This window comes from Treponema sp. OMZ 788, assembly GCF_024181245.1.
In the GTDB taxonomy this organism is placed as follows: domain Bacteria; phylum Spirochaetota; class Spirochaetia; order Treponematales; family Treponemataceae; genus Treponema_B.
In genome coordinates this window covers 693,755-708,007 of sequence record NZ_CP051199.1, presented here as the reverse complement: position 1 = coordinate 708,007, position 14,253 = coordinate 693,755, and the positions used below count along the sequence as shown (strand labels likewise).

The window sequence follows — 14,253 nt, the reverse complement described above, 5'->3', positions numbered from 1 at the left end:
AAAACCGAATGAGAGAATACAAGCCCGTTAAGCTCTTATCAAAAGAAACTGCAAGTAAAATAGCAGCCGGAGAAGTTATCGAACGGCCGGCCTCTGTTGTGCGGGAGCTTTTGGATAACTCGATAGATGCGGGAGCCTCTCAAATTATAGTAGAAATTGAAGAAGGCGGAATAAGTACAATCAGGGTGAGCGATGACGGCTGCGGTATGACAAGGGAAGACTTGGAGCTTTGCACCCATACCCATTCCACAAGCAAGATAGAAGAGGCGGAAGACCTCCTCCATCTGCGGAGCTTGGGCTTTAGAGGCGAGGCTCTTTCTTCGGTACAGGCGGTAAGCTCCCTCGAAATTACCTCGACGCGTGAAGGCCCTGCCGCCTGGAAACTTTCTTTGGGAAAGATTTCCCCTGCCCGCCTAAACAAGGGCACAACAGTCGAAGTTAAAAACCTTTTTGAAAACTTCCCTGCCCGTAAAAAATTTTTAAAACGCCCCCAATACGAGGCTTCCCAATGCCGGCAAACCTTTGTCGAAAAGGCCCTCCCCCACTACAATATTGAAATGCGCTATATAGCAGACGGAATAAATAAGCTCATTCTTCCGGCTCATTCTTCTTTAAAAGAAAGATGCCTTACCGCCATGGGCTTTAAAGAGCCTGAAGAACTTTTTTATGAGATAAACCAAGAGGGTGACGGATTTTGCTTTACAGCCGTTTTAGGAAGCCCTGCGGTAGTCCGCTCCGACAAGCGGAATATCTACATCTTTGTAAACGGAAGGCGGATAAACGAGTACGGCCTTGTTCAAGCCGTGTGCTATGCCTCTGAAGGATACTTTCCCAACGGAGGCTTTCCGGCAGCCTTTGTCTTTTTAAATATAGAACCCGAAAGAGTCGACTTCAATATTCACCCTGCAAAAAAGGAAGCCAAATTCGAAGATTATAAAGAAATTCATCACAGCCTAAGCTCGTCCATCAGTTCTTTTTACAGGCAAAAAACCGTGTCGGATCTTTTAAAGGAAAGCTATGAACCTGAATACACACCCGATTTAGGCTTCGAAAAAAAAGAATTTGAAGCTGCCGAGTTAAACCAAAGCTATAGCTCCGGCTTGAAAGAAACCTATTGGCCGGGACGTACATCTGCCTATTGGCCCGCTTCTCCTATAAAACAAATTGAGACCTCAGCCCCTGCTTACGGCACATCGGCTGCCGCTCACAAAGTGCCGGCTCCTCCGCAAGATATACCCAAATCCGACTTTAAATTTTTAGGTCAATTTTGCGGCACATTTATAGCCGTAGAAAAAAACAATGCCCTCTATATAATAGACCAGCACGCAGCCCATGAGCGGATTCTCTTTGAAGACTTAAAAGCAAGTCTAGGCCCCTCTCAGGAGCTTTTAATTCCGTACCGCATCGAAACGGAATCGGACAAAGACGATGAAATAATAAGATTAAACCTCTCTGAGCTTCAAAAAGCAGGGTTTATTATAAATGAAGAAAAAAAAGGCCTTTGGATTATAAGGGCTGTTCCCATAAGATGGCACGGCACTGAAAAAGATTTAAAAGAAGACCTTGCAGGAGCAGGTAAGGATCCTGCAGGACTCATGCACCACATCCTTGCAAGCTCAGCCTGCCGCACCGCCTGTAAGGACGGCGACATAATCGATCCAGTCTCTGCATACAATATAGCGGTCAAAACCTTTGCCCTCCCCGAACCGCTTTGCCCTCACGGCCGTCCCTTGTATTTTATAATCGACCGCACAGAGCTTTTTAAGCGTATAAAGAGAATTTAACTTATGCTTGACTCTGATGCCTTAAAAGGGTAAAATAAACACATAAAATTTGTTTTTAAGGAGTTTTAAATGAAAGAAATTATCGCAACAAACAAGGCACCCTCAGCTATCGGCCCCTACTCTCAGGGAATTAAGGCAAACGGTTTTGTATTTACATCGGGACAGATTCCCTTGGATCCTGCTACAGGAGCCTTCCCCGAAGGTATTAAGGCCCAGACACGCCAGTCATTACTTAATGTAAAGGCAATCTTGGAACAGGCAGGAACAAGCATCGAAAAGGTAATCAAAACCACCGTTTTTTTAAGCGATATGAATAACTTTGCTGCAATGAACGAGGTATATGCAGAAATCTTCGGTTCATCAAACCACCCTGCAAGATCAGCCGTACAGGTTGCCCGCCTTCCTAAAGATGCCCTCGTCGAAATCGAAGTAATCGCCCTTGCATAATTTAATTAAAGTACGGATTTTTCCTGTGCTTCTGGCTTCGGTCCTCTTATTTGCCGCTTGTGCAAACAAAGAGGCCGAGTCCGGAACAGCATCTTTACCGGAAAAAACTGAGGCGGAAAGCAGACAGATAAGCACAGCCTGGTATTATTTTACTCAAGATGAAGCATCGGAAGTGCCATGCTTAAAACAAGCAGACTCTCCCGAACAAGTTCCGGAGCAAGGCTTTCTGCCGTGGACAGAGGCTCTAAGAGTATCCGGCTTAGGACTCATGTATGATCCTCCCCTCTTTCTTGTAAATAAGGCAGGGATTTTACCGGCATTCTCCATTGAACGAGAGCCCAAAATAGAACTCAAAAGCGAATTTTATACAAAAACGGCTGAAGGATTTTATAAAACCGGCCTCGGAAGCCTTTTAAGATTATATACAAATACCGTTTTTTCGGATGTTCTGCCCGATGAAGCTCCATCAAGCCTCCTTAGGTATAATAGCGTAAACGGAGAACTTTTAAACATTGTCCGCCCGGAACACTTTAAACTCTCAAACAATTCACAGCTTTCTGCATTGGAATTCGAAAAAAAATGGTTTGCGGCTTTTAAAACGGAAGAAAAAGATCATGTCGGCTTTGACTATTTTTCATTTTCTTCGTTTGAAGACCTTTTAAAAGGAAAATACTCCGTCATTAGCCAAGAAGAATTTATACAAGCATCTTCTCCTTATTCCGTCGTTGGAGATAAGGACGGCATAGATAACATTCTCAAGATGACCGAAAAAAACATAAAGGCTGAACTTTTTTCTGAAGATCTAAGAACAAAAAAGGTAATTTTTTACCAAAATTCCAATACTTCATATGCAGGAGACTTTGAAGCCGCAGCCGTAATATGCGAATTCGGTAATGAAAACAATCAAAAGGCCTTTAAAGCCGTTCTTTTAGAAACAGGAAGGCTTTTTTATACGGATCCTGAAACACAAGAATGGAAAAACACTACCCTGCCTTCCCTCCCCGATAGCTTTGTTTATACATACTTTGTCATAAAAAACGGAACCATAATTTCGGCATGGGAAGAACAAAGTTTTTTCGAAGTAGGCCGCTCCGGTTTATTGGTACACAAAATACCGCAATAAATTATATAAAAAAGACAAGAATTTGATATTATCTAGTTGACAAAAATGCGAGCTCTCATCTATTATAATCATATAGATATAAATTAATAGTAGTATAAGGGGTTGTTTATGCTTGAAAATCTTGAATTGGAAAAATTAGATAAGGCCTTAATTTTTAGTGATTCATACAATGATGACTTTGACGATGATGACGATTTCGATGATGATTTTGACGATGACTTTGACGATTTCGACGACGATGACGATTTTGATGAAGACTTTGACGATTTCGACGATGATGAAGACTTTGACGATGATTTCGATGATGATTTTGACGATGAAGATTTTGAATATGATGATGACGATGATGACTTAGATTATGATGACTTTGATGAATAATATGTAAAAATATATTTACCTAATAACCAAAGAGCAGAATAAATTCTACTCTTTGGTTATATTTTTCTTCTATTAGTTATTGAATTAAATTAAAAGCTAGGGTATAATTAACTATAATTTATTGTATAAGTAAGATTAGTTCTATAATTAATCTGTTCTGCCTGCTTAAAATAAAGGCTTGAGTGTAACATTTTATAATGTGCTATGTTTAGAGTATTGTAAATCAATGCTTAGTATTTTACAGCCGATACAGTACGAGTTTTAAATATTTATATAAGTATATTTATAAGGAAAGAATATTGCAAGAAATTAAAGAAGGCTTTATAAAAACAGGCGAGCTGCCTGTAAAAACCTTGACATCAGAGCAAAAGGCTAAACTCAATCTTAGAGGTAATGAACTTTATAATAAAAAGGACATAGCTGCTGCTGAAAGGATTTTTATTACAACCGGCTATTCTGACGGTCTTGCAAGAATCGGCGACTACTACGCAAAACAAAATGAACACCTGAAAGCATTAAAATTTTATCATCTGGCACATAATACATATAAAGAAGGGATTTTGCTGGATAAGTTGGCGGAAATTATACGTATGCTGATTTAAAATTTCGATGCATATAATTAATTTTGGATGTAAGTACATATATTTACGGAGGATTAATGTCAGACATCAAACATAAGAAAGAATTAGCCAATATGGATAAGCTGGATGAAACTACAGGAATTTTCACAAACAACACAGAAAAAGAGAATCCAGCCCTTGAAGAAACGGATTTTTTAAATAGTCCGGCTTTTAATGAAGACATCTTTAACACAGAGGATTCAAAACAAATAGAAATTTCGGAACTTTCAAAACAGGCCTATTCGCTTTTAAAAGGCAACAGTATTAATGAAGCTATAAATGTTTTTAAAAAAATATTAGAGCTTGATCCTACAAATAATTATGCCTTAGTCGGATTAGGCGATGCCGAGCGTAAAAACAATAGATTTAATGACGCAGTACAATTCTATAAGCAATGCCTTGAACATCATCCCGGCAATAACTATGCTCTTTTCGGTCTTGCAGATTGCTATAAATCAATGAACCAATTTCCAAAAGCTATCGCAATATGGGAAGAATACCTTAAATTTGACGATAAAAACATTACCGTCTTAACACGTGTTGCCGACGCTTACCGAAAAACCAAGGAATTCGACAAGGCTGAAAAACTGTATTTAAAAGTATTGGAAAAATCTCCTAAAAATGCTTATGCCCTAATCGGTTTGGGACACCTAAATTATGACTTTAAAAAATATAGGGAAGCCCTTGTCTATTGGGAAAAAGTGATGGAATCAAGCGGGGAATTTGTCGATATACGAATCCTAACTTCAATCGGAAACTGTTACCGTAAAATGAAACTTTTTGATAGGGGCGTATATTATTTTGAAAGAGCTCTTGAAAGGTCGCCCGACAACTTCTACGGACTTTTCGGTTTAGCCGACTGCTACCGAGGCTTAAACCAGCAGTATAATTCTATAGTATATTGGAAAAAAATACTTCAACTGGATCCTAACAACAAGGTTATTTTAACACGAATAGGCGATGCCTACCGCAGTATGAATGATTTTGAAAAGGCAAAAGAAAACTATCAAAAAGCTCTGGATATTGACTTTGATTCATACGCAATGTTGGGCCTTGCAATATTGTGTAAGCTGCAGCAAAAATATGATCAGGCGATCACAACCCTAACTCACCTCAAAGATACAGAGGATACAAATTACAGGGTATATCTTGAACTTGCTCAATGCTATATCGAAAAGAAAGAAAAACAAAAGGCAATAGAAACTTTAACCGATTTTCAAAAACTTGGAATCAAAAATCAGACAATTTCAGACCTGCTTTTTGAATTGACAAAAAATGACCACTAAAAAAAATGAAGCATCTCTTTCAGGAATGATTCCTGAAGAGATTCAAAGCTTCTGCGGTCTAAAAGATAAATTCCGAGCCGAACAAGTTTTTCGATGGATAGCTTCAGGAGTACAGAGCTTTGATGAAATGACCAACATTTCATTGGATATGCGCTCTGCCCTCGCAAAAGATTTTTCTTTATTTTCGACCAAAATAAAAGAGGCTTTAAAAGACAAAGACGGTACAATAAAGCTGGCTGTAGAGCTTTATGACGGAGCCGTAATAGAAACCGTATTATTGACAGATAAAGCAAAACGGAAAACAGCCTGTGTTTCATGTCAGGCAGGCTGCCCCATGAAATGTGCTTTTTGTAAAACCGGACAGATAGGCTTTTTAAGAAACCTATCGGCTTCAGAAATTGTAGAACAGTTTTTACATTTGGAAAAAGAAGCCGGAACCTTGGATAATATAGTCTTTATGGGCATGGGAGAGCCGATGCTTAATTTAAGCGAAATAAACAAGGCTATCAATATTCTTGCTCATCCTAAAGGTAGAAATCTTTCAAAGCGGCGTATAACAATTTCGACTTCAGGCCTATGCAATGGAATATACGAGATGGCAGATAAGGGGCCGGAAGTCCGGCTTGCTGTTTCATTGACAACAGCCGACGAAACATTAAGGACAGAACTCATGCCGGTAAATAAAACAAACAGCCTCGGTGAGTTAAAGCAGGCAATAAAATATTTCAACTCAAAATCGAACAAAAGGGTAACCTTAGAACTCGCCCTTATGAAGGGACTTAACACCGATAAAAAAGCGGCCGGGCAGGTTATAGAATTTGCGAAAGGCCTTGAGTGCTTTATAAATTTAATTCCTTGGAATCCTGTAGAAGGCTTAAATTTTAAAACTCCGTCAGAAACGGAAGTCCGAAACTTCGAAGCTTATCTAAAAAAGGCAGGCCTAAATATAAGCACGCGTCAAAAAAGAGGCCGGAGCATAGCAGGGGCATGCGGCCAGCTTGGCTCTACCTCAACAAAAATCAGGACAATTCAAAATTAATACAGAGAGAAAATTCTGTTTAACTCCTGTATTCTTTCTTCCGGTATAGGAATAATATCAAAAGAAGGCTTTGCAAAAAAGTATCCCTGAAACAAGTCTACACCGAACCGCAGCAATACATCAATCTCATCTATTGTTTCAACACCTTCAGCTAGGATTATTATATCTCTTTTCTTTGCATAGGAAACAAGGTTTTCCAATACATTTTGTTTATCGAGACTCTTATGAACATCCCTTACTATAGACATATCTATCTTTACAAGATTGGGTGACAAAAATAAAAGAGATGACTCGTTACTATAACCGCTTCCAAAGTCATCAATTGCAACCATTGCATTCCAGTTACGAATTCTCTCATTTTTTAGATCATAAAAGTTTGTATTAAGAGGTTCGGACTCAGTAATTTCAAGAACAATATTTGAAAGATAAGGCTTAAATCTTTCTTCAAATTCAAAAAACTTTGCTTCAGACAAAACCTGGGAGCTTATGGTATTTAAAAATATTTTAGTGTTTTTCGATATTTCGCCTTTTTCTATCTTTTTAACAAATGTTTCCATTGCTCCAAAAAAAGTAAGCTCTTCAAGTTTATGCAGTTTTGATTGAGCCTTAGCAAGACGCAGAATATCTTCAGGGCTCTTAAATTCCGGAGCAAAAGAGCGCATAAGCATCTCATATCCGTAAATATCGCCTGTACCGGAAGTAACAATCGGCTGTAGGGCATATTCTATGAGATTCCTTTCAAGCATCTGATTAAGAGCTTCCGTACCATGGATCATTATATAATTCTTTTTATAAACATCCAAGTTAAACTCATGTAAAGAACCCTTAAACGAATGTTTTACATCATACATTGCAAAATCTGCATATCTCACCAAATCAGCCTGGTTATCTGCATCATAAGGATACCAAGCCAAACCTGCAGAAACGCGGAGTCTTGAATTTTCTCCGTTTGGGAGAACTATAGGTGTTTCCTGTATATCCTTCCAAAAAGCGGTCAAGATAAGCTTTATTTCATCAGAGGTCGAAAATGTGTAAAAGAAAGTATAAAACTCATCCCCTGAACGGCGGCAAACAAGACAGCGATCCTGTTGAAGCATGGCAAGTTTTTTTCCAAAAGACATAAGATGGGTATCGCCGTACGCATGACCAAAAGAATCGTTTAGATATTTTAGGTTATCGAGATCCCACATTACAAGGGCACAGATGCCTAAATGCTTTTGCTTAAATACTTCGGTAATCTTTCTGTCAAAGGCGGCTCTATTATAAAGACCGGTAAGGTCATCATAGTTCATTTGAAGCTCAAGTTTTTTTCGGTCTTCGACTTCCTTTGTAATATCAAGAGCTATACCTAAAATTTTGTCGTTTTCCTTAGTCTGCATAAACCGAATCCAGCGGACCATTCCGTGAGCCCCCGTCGGTATAGCATAGATAGTTTTAGAATCATCCTTTGAATTTATATAGTACTCATAATGATCCAGCAATTTATAAAATTCGTCAGTCTTCAAAACCGAATCGCCTGAATATTTTTGAATATTAAAAAGCTTAAACCAAATCGAATTACAAAAAACCGTTCCCATTAAGATATTATGTTCAAAAACTCCTATAGGAACTTGAAGTTTTTCTATGATTGTAGATACACGCGATGCAGCATTAAACACACTCGCACTTAAGTTTTCTATAGCGACAATAAGAGTATCGATTTCGGTTATATTCATTTTTTCGATATTTACTATTTTTCGGGGATCACTATTTTGCAGCTTTAATACAACCTTTGTAAACATATTCGAAATATGTTTACTCGATAAGTAAGAACCGGCTAAGAACAAAAAACCGGACACAAGTACAGACTGCCAAAATATTTTTTTAAGAGTTACCGAAAATGAAAGAAGGCTGGCTTCAGGAGCCAAACCTATCAGCACCCACTCTTGATTTTCGTACATTCCGTTCCGCTGATAAAGATGAAAAGGCTCTATCGCCAGACAGTACTTCTCTTCAAAAATTGAGACCTCTTCAATCGTATAAACATTCTTATAATTGGAACGCTCTACTTTAAAGGCCGGAATATGGCTTGCATTCAAATTTCTAGCTATGCTGCTAAAAACTATCGGCAAAAAAGTTCCTGCATCATTATGAATATCATGCACTGCCATGCAGTACATTCCCTTTTTAGAAATATCCAATTCATCAAAACCTAAAAATGTTTGTATATACTTTGCAGAAAGATCTATACCTAGCACTCCATAAATATTTCCTGCATCATCCTTTATTGGAATAGAATATGTAATCGCATCATCACTCAAAGGATCAAGCTTAGAAAGCGTATTCCAAAATGCAAGATTTTTAGCAGGCTCATTAGGATACTTCATGGCGGCGGCAATAGGAGCATTAAAATAACGGTAAGCTACATCATGACTATTAGGTACTATCGTAAAAAAAGGCGACCAGTCTACACCAAGGGCAATATTATGATTTTGCACAACCTCAGAAGATCCTCTCGATATAACAAGATCATCGTTTATAGAAGAATAGGATGAAGGCTCTTCGTTTCTGACATATAAACCGGGATAAAAGAACGCGTTTGTCTTTACCAGAGGGCTGGGAGCATCTATAACAAAAAAGACTCCTGTAACATAGTTTCTTCTTATGGTATAAATAAGCTCAGGTAAAATAGTATTAAGAACTCGGTTTTGCAATTCAGGCATATTTGCAAGCTGATAAAGATCAATATTATTACGGGATAACTCAGTCTTAATTACCTTTAAAACTTTTTCATGTAAGTCCGAAATTCTTGTCCATCTATTAGACATTTCATTTTCGATCAATATTTTTCGGTTTAAAACTTTTTCGCTTAAAACACCGTAGGCATTATCGCTGGATTTTTTTAAGATATCGGAACTTAGGAACATCGACATCATAACCGCTGCCTGAATAACAAATACAAAAAGCATAGGAACTAAGAGCCGTGACAAAATGGAGGTAGAATGTTTTCGCTTAGCTTTACTTTTTTTCATTATCACTCCGCTTATTTTAAATCAAATAATTTTTTTTCCAAATCGGTAAACCATGCTTCAAATGAAGCATCTCCAATAAAATTTTTTAATGCATCTTCATTGCTTTTTCCGGCTTTAATCTTTTCAACAACCTTAGCCCTATCTTCTTTTGCTTTTTCTTGGAGCAAATCCGAAAGAATGTGCCTTGCTTTATCGGAATTTTTAAAAGCAGGTTGAAAATAAAGATCCAAAGACTTCATTGTATCTATACTTACCTTGAGTGCATCCTGTACAATAGGCAAAATACATATACCGTCACTACAAAATGCAGCCGTTACGGACTCCACTTCCAGCTCCTTTTTCTTTACGGGAAGATACCCTGTAGAAACTGCAAACTCGGAATATTTTTGCATATCGGTAAACCATTTTAAAAACAGAACCGATGCAGTTTCTCTTTTTATGTTACTCCTTAATACTGCCATACCGGCACCTTGCTGAACAACGGTTTTACGCTTTGCATTTCTAAAATGCGGAATGGGTAAGACCTCCAAATCGACAAGCCTGAAATTTCCAAAAGAATCTATAACCTTAGACGGCATATATATTGAAGAAGAAGTTGAAGTTATACAGGAAATAATATCTCCTGTTTTTAAATCATCAGCCCTAAACCGTCCCTTTGCAGTAAAAAAACCTTTAACATAAGGAACATAATAATTATCCCAACAAGTCCTCAAAGTTTTTTTATCCAAGACAAATTCGACATCGCCGTTTTCCAAAACTTTAAAAATATTATTGCCTAATTCATAAGTACCCGTTAAAATGTAATTACTTAAGGCATCCCTCCCAAAAAAAGGTCTACCGTCATTAGGCTCTTCAGTTAAAGAATCCGTCCAGTTATAATATAATTCGGCAACCTTTACCAAGCCTTCCCAAGTAGTTAGGTCTCGGTAGGAAACACCCATCGCTTCAGCAAAGGGTTTCCATGCAGTTTTATTTAAAACAAAAACTTCAGTGGCCTTTGCAACCGGAAAGAGTTTAATTTCATCATTTACTCCAAAACCTGAGGAATATAGAAAACTTTTAACATACTCGTCTTTCTCTTTTTTGGTAAAAAAATCGGACAAATCCACCAAAAGATCTTGTTTATTAAAGTCATAGGCTGTATCGGGATAGGCCGAAAAAATATCTGGGATTTCATCAGCCCCTAGTTTTTGGGAGAGGGCATCGGATAAAAATGAAGATATTTCTCTGGCATTTCCGGCCCTTCTAATACCGCGGACATAAACGCCGTATTTAGCTCCCTCTGAAGCATTAAAATTATCTACCAGCCTGTCAAATTTTTCTTTTTGAGATGCACTATAATAATGCCAAACATTTATAGTAATGGGATCATTTTTATCCAAAACATTATCTAAATCATACTTAACGGCATTGCCTTTAGATAACCCACGATTACATGAGAATATAATCAGACAAACACAACAAAAAAAGACCAGCTTCAATATTTTCATAAATGCCTCGTGTGCTATATTCTACCATATAGTATTGGCAATTTCAAGTATTAATAGAGAAAGTAAAGTATTTTTTTTATATTTAATAAGAACTAAGGATTCTTTTTTATCTTAACATACCCCAAAGGAAGCAATTCACTATAAAGAGGCCTAAAAGAGTTATCAAATCCGTAGGTTGCTGCAAAGGCTGCAACATAAAACGCATCGGGGGACGGACTACTTGAAACTTGCACATCAGAGTCACCTCTTTTTGCATTAGAAAATAAATCACCGAATTGGCGTAAAGCCGTTGCAAGTATTTCTCCTTCAACGGCAAATTCATTAGGTAATGAAAGCACAGCTTCAAGCCTGAATTTTACACGCCTATTATTAGATGGGGATGAACTTGGACCTGAAACAAGAGGTCTATCTTGATAAGATTTGCCTTGATATGTCAGCAGCTTATAATTATAAGACGACAATAGATAATTAACGGCGTTGGCAGGATTTGACTCATTATACTTTACCATATTTTCTATCAGATTTTTACAATCAGTTTCGGATTCATAAATGCGGTAATAAACTTCAAACCCTTTAAAAAAACCTAATGCAATATCCCAGTTTTTTATATCGGATGTTCTAAATTCAAAATACATCTGATTTTCATCAGTATGTCCGGCAGGATTATGTATTAACTCGGGAGGCTCCAAATAAACAATATCGTCTATCCCGCAGGAGAAAAAAATAAAAACACTTAAAAAAAATATTAACTTTTTCCCAAGCATAAGACCTCGTTTAAGGATAAATCCGTTTTACCGAATCTATCCTTAACTCAATTATTGGTTATCACTTCCGGTAATTACGATTATTCGGGATTTTGCAAGAAGAGCCCATTCATTTTGAGGATACTTTTCCAAAAGTCTATTATAAGTATGTACAGCATCTTCTTTTTTGTCCAAAGCTTCGTATAAGCGGCCGGCATTAAAGATAGCCCTCGGAATTAGCGGAAAATTTTCGACTTTTGAAGCTCTTTCGTAGTAAGAGAGAGCTTTTTCTTTATCACCTAACTCATCGGCACAAGCGGCAGCATTAAATGAAGCAACACCTTCAGCATAGGTGTTTTTTACGGCTCCGGCAGCAAGTTCATAAAATTTTAAAGCATCTTCATACATTTTTCGCTGAAAATAAATTTCGGCTATTGCAGTATTGGCTCTAAAACCGGCATAGGATGAAGAATATTTGCTTCCTAAAGCTTTTAATTCTTCAATGGCCTTGTCTTCGGCTCCTTTGACAGCCTCAGAAACTTGTTTCTCACTCTGATCGGCAGGATCTTCAGCTGAAGGATTTTTAGCCTTATCTTCTCTTTTAAACTCTTCAAGCTCATAAATAACTTTTTCAACGCCGATTATGGAAGTTTTTCTGGAATTCTCGACTGTTACAAACCAAACAATTGTAACTGCTACTGCAGCCAGAATACAAACCAAAACTCCAAGCACTATTTTTCTGTATTGGACTAAAAAATCATTGATTTTTTGTGCCAAATCTTTATTTTCCTCTGAAACCATTTTATATCTCCTTAATTTCAAGCTCTTTTATCAATCTCGATAAATATGTACGCTGTATTCCGAGTTTTTCGGCAGCAGCTGTTTGATTCCATTTATGTTCATTTAGAATTTTGACAATAAAAGATTTTTTAAAATCATTTACGGCTGATTTTAAATCCCGATCCGAACAATTAGCCTCAGGCTCAAAGGATGAGGACTCAAGTTTTAAAAGCAAATCCTTTTCCTCGATATAAGGCGGCTTACCCAAAACACAGGCTCTCTCAACGGCATTTTCAAGTTCCCTAATATTTCCCGGCCAAGAATAAGCATTTATAAGTTTTTCAGCATCGGGCGAAAAGCCCAAAAACGGCTTTTTTACTTCTTTGCTGAATTTTTTTAAGAAAAAATGAGCAAGCTCCGGTATATCCTCCTTCCTGTTTCTAAGGGGAGGAATATATATCGGCAAAACATTTAGGCGGTAATAAAGATCCGATCTGAATTTACCCTGCCTTACAAGCTCTTCTATGTCCTTATTTGTTGCCGCTATAATCCTGGTGTCAACTGTGAGGGTTTTATTTGAGCCGACCCTTTCAAAGGCCATTTCCTGCAAGACCCGCAAAAGCTTTGTCTGCAATGTTAAAGGGATATCGCCTATTTCGTCCAAAAAAATGGTTCCCTTATCGGCTAGCTCAAACCTGCCCTTCCTGTCCGAAATTGCATCCGTAAAGGCTCCTCTTACATGGCCGAAAAGCTCGCTTTCAAGCAAGCCTTCGGGTAAGGCCGCACAATTCACCCTGATAAATGGATTATTAACACGCCTCGAATTCAAATGAAGCTGTTCGGCAATCAGCTCCTTCCCTACACCGCTCTCTCCCAATATGAGTACGGAAGCATCGGAAGCGGCTATATTCCGGCAAAGTTCAAGTTTTTCATTCATCACCTTGCTTTTTGCGATAAATGTATGATAGCCTCGATCTTGTTCCAATTGGTCTTGGAGGCAAATGATTTCTTCCCTGGATTTCTTATAATGCTTTGCGTTTTGATAGGCTATGGCTGTCTGAGTAGCAAAAAGTTCCAATACATTCAAATCGTCGGTATCAAAATCCTTTTCGTCTCTTTTGTTTAAGACTTCAATAACCCCGATACACTCGTCTTTAATACGCATGGGTACCGCAATCATATTACGGTTTTTATAGCCTGTAACCTTCTGAACGGTAGGATCAAAACGAGGATCGCTTAACACATCGTTTATTATGGCACTTCGGTTATATTTTATAACCCAGCCGGCAATACCGTCCAGTGCAAGCACTATTTTTTTTGCTTCAATCCCCTTAGGCCCTATTGCAATTTCAAACCTAAGTCTTTCACCGTCCGGCTCAAGCATCAAAAGAGATGCAGCATCCCCTTCCACAACATCCATTGCCGATTCTACAATTTTTTCCAACAGAATGCTCAAATTGGAATAGTTTGAGTTTATCAGCAAGCTTGTGTTTATAAGAGTGTTAAGCTTATCTCTTTTAATGCTCTCAACCGTGCTCATAAACGAACAGAT

12 protein-coding genes are annotated in these 14,253 nt (G+C 37.9%); 7 read left to right on the top strand and 5 right to left on the bottom strand.

Translation table 11 applies throughout. The annotated features are described in order from the left end of the window. Window positions 1-8 precede the first annotated feature (8 nt). The 7 genes from mutL (at window position 9) to rlmN (ending at window position 6,677) form a co-directional block, all read left to right on the top strand. The gene (gene mutL / locus E4O00_RS03285; protein WP_253678561.1) at window positions 9-1,784 is read left to right on the top strand and encodes a DNA mismatch repair endonuclease MutL; all 1,776 of its coding nucleotides are present in this window, start codon (window positions 9-11) and stop codon (window positions 1,782-1,784) included. A 69-nt stretch (window positions 1,785-1,853) separates the two neighbouring features. Beyond that, window positions 1,854-2,231, top strand: coding sequence for a RidA family protein (locus tag E4O00_RS03280; RefSeq protein ID WP_253678560.1), 378 nt, complete (start codon window positions 1,854-1,856; stop codon window positions 2,229-2,231). A 25-nt stretch (window positions 2,232-2,256) separates the two neighbouring features. Continuing rightward, on the top strand, window positions 2,257-3,354 hold the full coding sequence (locus E4O00_RS03275; RefSeq protein WP_253678559.1) for a DUF8086 family protein: 1,098 nt from the start codon (window positions 2,257-2,259) through the stop codon (window positions 3,352-3,354). Between the two features lie 108 nt (window positions 3,355-3,462). Next, entirely contained in the window at window positions 3,463-3,732 is a 270-nt protein-coding gene (locus tag E4O00_RS03270; RefSeq protein WP_253678558.1) for a hypothetical protein, read from the top strand. 299 nt (window positions 3,733-4,031) lie between these two features. Next, window positions 4,032-4,334, top strand: a complete 303-nt coding sequence (locus E4O00_RS03265; protein WP_253678557.1) for a hypothetical protein — start codon at window positions 4,032-4,034, stop codon at window positions 4,332-4,334. A gap of 56 nt (window positions 4,335-4,390) precedes the next feature. Next, window positions 4,391-5,638 (top strand): tetratricopeptide repeat protein, encoded by a 1,248-nt coding sequence (locus tag E4O00_RS03260; protein WP_253678556.1) that lies wholly within the window; start codon window positions 4,391-4,393, stop codon window positions 5,636-5,638. Further along, window positions 5,628-6,677, top strand: coding sequence for a dual-specificity RNA methyltransferase RlmN (gene rlmN / locus E4O00_RS03255; protein ID WP_253678555.1), 1,050 nt, complete (start codon window positions 5,628-5,630; stop codon window positions 6,675-6,677). The genes E4O00_RS03260 and rlmN overlap by 11 nt, the downstream gene beginning before the upstream one ends. Here rlmN and E4O00_RS03250 read toward each other — a convergent pair. The 5 genes from E4O00_RS03250 to E4O00_RS03230 form a co-directional block, all read right to left on the bottom strand. Further along, the gene (locus E4O00_RS03250; RefSeq protein ID WP_253678554.1) at window positions 6,674-9,688 is read right to left on the bottom strand and encodes an EAL domain-containing protein; all 3,015 of its coding nucleotides are present in this window, start codon (window positions 9,686-9,688) and stop codon (window positions 6,674-6,676) included. The two genes, rlmN and E4O00_RS03250, sit on opposite strands and share 4 nt — an antisense overlap. A gap of 11 nt (window positions 9,689-9,699) precedes the next feature. Next, on the bottom strand, window positions 9,700-11,178 hold the full coding sequence (locus E4O00_RS03245; protein ID WP_253678553.1) for an extracellular solute-binding protein: 1,479 nt from the start codon (window positions 11,176-11,178) through the stop codon (window positions 9,700-9,702). A gap of 92 nt (window positions 11,179-11,270) precedes the next feature. Next, on the bottom strand, window positions 11,271-11,942 hold the full coding sequence (locus E4O00_RS03240; protein ID WP_253678552.1) for a hypothetical protein: 672 nt from the start codon (window positions 11,940-11,942) through the stop codon (window positions 11,271-11,273). A 51-nt stretch (window positions 11,943-11,993) separates the two neighbouring features. After that, a complete protein-coding gene (locus E4O00_RS03235) occupies window positions 11,994-12,722 on the bottom strand; it encodes a tetratricopeptide repeat protein (protein WP_253678551.1) in 729 nt (242 codons plus the stop codon). A 1-nt stretch (window position 12,723) separates the two neighbouring features. Beyond that, window positions 12,724-14,241, bottom strand: a complete 1,518-nt coding sequence (locus tag E4O00_RS03230) for a sigma-54-dependent Fis family transcriptional regulator (protein WP_253678550.1) — start codon at window positions 14,239-14,241, stop codon at window positions 12,724-12,726. Window positions 14,242-14,253: the final 12 nt, after the last annotated feature.